Consider the following 4009-nt stretch of genomic DNA (forward strand, 5'->3'; position numbering starts at 1 on the left):
TTCGGCGGCGACGTCTCGCACCTGAACCTGCACAAGACCTTCTGCATCCCGCACGGCGGCGGCGGCCCCGGCGTCGGCCCGGTCGCAGCCAAGGCACACCTGGCACCGTTCATGCCGGGCAACGCGGCTGATCCCGCCAACGGCGCCGACGGCACCCCGATCTCCGCCTCCCGCTACGGCTCGGCCGGCGTCCTGCCGATCTCCTGGGCCTACGTGAAGCTCATGGGCGGCCGCGGCCTCACCGAGGCCACCAAGTCGGCACTGCTCGCGGCGAACTACATCGCGGCCCGCCTCAACGACTCCTTCCCGGTCCTCTACACCGGCGAAGGCGGCCTGGTGGCACACGAGTGCATCCTGGACCTGCGCGATCTTACGGCCAAGACCGGCGTGACCGCCGAGGACGTGGCCAAGCGCCTGATCGACTACGGCTTCCACGCCCCCACCCTGGCCTTCCCGGTGGCCGGCACCCTGATGGTGGAGCCCACCGAGTCCGAGGACCTCGGCGAGATCGACCGCTTCATCACGGCCATGGTCGCCATCCGCGCCGAGATCGACCAGGTGGCCAACGGCGATTTCACCGTGGAGCACAGCCCGCTGCGCAACGCCCCGCACACCGCCGCTGCCGTGATCAGCACCGACTGGACCCGCGAGTACCCGCGCGAACAGGCCGTCTTCCCGGTCCACACGCTCAAGCAGGACAAGTACTTCCCGCCCGTCGGACGCATCGACGGCGCCGCCGGGGACCGCAACCTGATCTGCTCGTGCCCTCCCCTCGAAGCCTTCGAGGAAGACACTGCAGCCCACTCCAACGATTCCGCCAACTCCGCCAACTAAGGACAGCCACCGATGACTGAGAATTACACGGCACTTTACGAAGAACACAAGAAGCTCGGCGCCTCCTTCACGGACTTCGGCGGCTGGCAGATGCCGCTGAAGTACAGCTCCGAACTCGCCGAACACCACGCCGTCCGCAAGTCCGCGGGCCTGTTCGACCTCTCCCACATGGGCGAAGTCTGGGTCACCGGCCCCGACGCCGCAGCCTTCCTGGACTACGCCCTCGTCGGCAAGATCTCCGCGATGGCCATCGGCAAGGCCAAGTACTCGCTGATCTGCAACGAGGACGGCGGCATCATCGACGACCTCATCACCTACCGACGCGGCGACCAGAAGTTCCTCGTGGTCCCCAACGCGGGCAACGCCAAGGTAGTCGCCGAGGCCCTCGCCGAACGGGCCGGTTCCGGAAAGGACGGCGGATTCGACGTCACCGTCCGTGACGCGTCCGCCGAAACCTCGCTGATTGCCGTGCAGGGACCCAAGGCCCAGGAGATCCTGCTGCGCCTGGTCCCCGCCGCGCAGCACGAGCTCGTCACCGGCCTGAAGTACTACGCCGCCGTGGACGTCCCGTTCATGTTCGGCGGCGCCAGCCAGGACCTCCTGCTGGCCCGCACCGGCTACACCGGTGAAGACGGCTTCGAAATCTTCGTCGCGAACGACGACGCCGCCGCCCTCTGGCAGGCACTCGTCGCCATCGCCGAGGACGGCGAGCTGACCCCCGCCGGGCTCGCGTCCCGCGACTCGCTGCGCCTCGAGGCCGGCATGCCGCTCTACGGCAACGAGCTCTCGCTCGAAGGCGACCCGTTCGCCGCCGGTCTGGGCCCCGTCGTGGCGCTGTCCAAGGAAGGCGACTTCATCGGCAAGGCCGCCCTCGCCGCCAAGAAGGAAGCCGGCGCCGGCGCCACCACGGGCCGCAAGCTCGTCGGGCTCAAGGGCCTCGGGCGCCGGGCCGGCCGCGGCCACTACCCGGTCCTCAAGGACGGCAACGTCGTCGGCGAAGTCACCTCCGGCCAGCCCAGCCCGAGCCTGGGTTACCCGGTCGCGATGGCCTATGTCGACGTCGAATTCACCGAACCCGGCACCGCACTGGACATCGACCTCCGCGGCAAGGCCGAACCCTTCGAAGTGGTCGCACTGCCTTTCTACAAGCGCCAAAAGTAGCCGAAGCTGTCCCGCGGGCTGCGTGACTGCGGTTGGCTCCGGAGCCGTCCGGCTGGGTTTTCACGCGTGCTCGCTCGTTTGACCCGCCGTCCCCCTAACCTCGCAAGCTCGGTCAGGGAACCCGGACGGCGGCCACTCGCTTAGACGCACGCTTTCGAAAACCCAGCCGGCCGGCCGCTCGAGGACAGCTCACCTTCAGGACAACCACCCACCACAAGGCCACCGGGAACCGGCGCCTTCGAAAGCCAAGGTGCTGGGGATGAACCGCCTGCCGCGGGTTGGCTTGTCCCAACGGTGTGCCACGCAAGCTCGATCATTGGGGGTTGAGCTTGATGACACCCTTGAAGCCAAGAAGCAGCCCGGCTCTAGAAGAATACGAACGGCCACAGTTTCTTCCGGGAAAACGGCTGGCCCCGAAAACTGAACTGCATATTGACTGAACTGGATATTAGCGGTGGGGGCGGGGCATCCGGAAGCGTGCGTCTAAGGGAGCGTCGCGTCCGCTCAGCGGGCGCCCTCGCGACCGAGCACGCGGAGGAATTCGCTTATCCGCCACCCAACCCGGCCACGGTCGGTAGGCATCCCAGCCACAATTGATTTAGCCCACGACTTTTCAAACGTAAAGGAAAAACACATGGCAAAAGTTGCCCCTGAACTGCAGTATTCCGACGAGCACGAGTGGGTTGCGCGGGATTCCGGCAACGCCGGATCAAACGTTGTGTCCATCGGCATCTCCGCCGTCGCCACCGACGCCCTGGGCGACATTGTTTACGTGGACTTGCCCGAGGTCGGGTCGACGGTGACCGCGGGGGAGACCTGCGGCGAGGTTGAGTCGACCAAGTCGGTCTCGGACCTGTATGCCCCCGTCACGGGTGAGGTCACCGAGGTCAACGACGCCGTTGTCGAGGATCCCGCGCTGATCAACAGCGACCCGTATGGTGCCGGCTGGCTCTTCAAGGTGGCCGCCGAAGCAGACGGACCCCTGCTCTCGGCCCAGGAGTACGCCTCCAAGAACGGCGGCGAACTGTGAGCCCGGCCGCAGGCACAGCCACAGCCGCAGGCACGCAGACACTGGCGTTCGAGCAGGTCGTTTCCCCGAGCCTGGACGCGGACCTGTCCGCGCTGGATCCGGAGATCGCCGCGAACATCGACGCCGAACTCACCCGCCAGCGCGACGGGCTGGAGATGATCGCCTCGGAGAACCACACCGCCAGGGCTGTCATGCAGGCCCAGGGTTCGGTGCTGACCAACAAGTACGCCGAGGGCTACCCGGGCAAGCGCTACTACGGCGGCTGCGAGCACGTTGACGTGATCGAACAGCTCGCCATCGACCGGGTCAAGGCCCTGTTCGGCGCCGGGTACGCCAACGTCCAGCCGCACTCCGGCGCGCAGGCCAACGCCTCGGTGATGCACGCCCTGATCCGGCCCGGTGACACCATCATGGGCCTGAACCTGGCACACGGCGGGCACCTGACGCACGGCATGAAGATCAACTTCTCCGGCCGGCTCTACAACGTCATTCCGTACCAGGTCCGTGAAGAGGACCACCGGATCGACATGGCCGAGGTCGAGCCCCTGGCCCAGGAGCACAAGCCGGCGCTGATCGTCGCCGGCTGGTCCGCGTACGCCCGCCAGCTCGACTTCGCCGAGTTCCGCCGGATCGCCGATTCCGTGGGCGCCTACCTCATGGTGGATATGGCCCACTTCGCCGGGCTGGTCGCAGCCGGCCTGCACCCGTCCCCGGTCCCGCACGCGCACGTCACCACCTCCACGACGCACAAGACCCTCGCCGGTCCCCGCGGCGGCATCATCCTCTCCAACGACGCCGACATCGCCAAGAAGATCAACTCGGCAGTGTTCCCCGGACAGCAGGGCGGCCCGCTGGAGCACGTCATCGCCGGCAAGGCCGTGGCCTTCAAGATCGCCGCGTCCCCGGAGTTCAAGGAGCGCCAGGAGCGTGTCCTGGCCGGTGCCAGGATCCTCGCCGACCGCCTCGTCCAGCCGGACGTGACCG

General features: G+C 67.3%; 3 protein-coding genes and 1 pseudogene. All 4 read left to right on the forward strand.

Annotation, left to right across the window (positions count from 1 at the left end; genetic code table 11):
- Nucleotides 1-834, forward strand: a pseudogene (locus tag B5X90_RS21090) (glycine dehydrogenase (aminomethyl-transferring)); the annotation flags it as partial.
- 12 nt (nucleotides 835-846) lie between these two features.
- Nucleotides 847-1995: a glycine cleavage system aminomethyltransferase GcvT gene (gcvT, locus tag B5X90_RS19845; RefSeq protein ID WP_079555618.1), complete on the forward strand. Its 1149-nt coding sequence runs from the start codon at nucleotides 847-849 to the stop codon at nucleotides 1993-1995.
- Between the two features lie 634 nt (nucleotides 1996-2629).
- Nucleotides 2630-3025 carry a glycine cleavage system protein GcvH gene (gene gcvH / locus B5X90_RS19850; protein WP_079555619.1) on the forward strand — a complete coding sequence of 132 codons (396 nt, stop codon included), beginning with the start codon at nucleotides 2630-2632 and terminating at the stop codon, nucleotides 3023-3025.
- On the forward strand, nucleotides 3022-4009 hold a 988-nt coding region (glyA, locus tag B5X90_RS19855; protein WP_079555620.1), incomplete at its 3' end, for a serine hydroxymethyltransferase. The genes gcvH and glyA, both read left to right, overlap by 4 nt.

This window comes from Arthrobacter sp. 49Tsu3.1M3 (assembly GCF_900168135.1).
Classification (GTDB): domain Bacteria; phylum Actinomycetota; class Actinomycetes; order Actinomycetales; family Micrococcaceae; genus Arthrobacter.

What these genes read in the sequence shown, in the direction of transcription:
- gcvT (WP_079555618.1), top strand. Translation starts at nt 847, where the DNA reads ATGACTGAGAATTACACGGCACTTTACGAAGAACACAAGAAGCTCGGC.
- gcvH (WP_079555619.1), top strand. Translation starts at nt 2,630, where the DNA reads ATGGCAAAAGTTGCCCCTGAACTGCAGTATTCCGACGAGCACGAGTGG.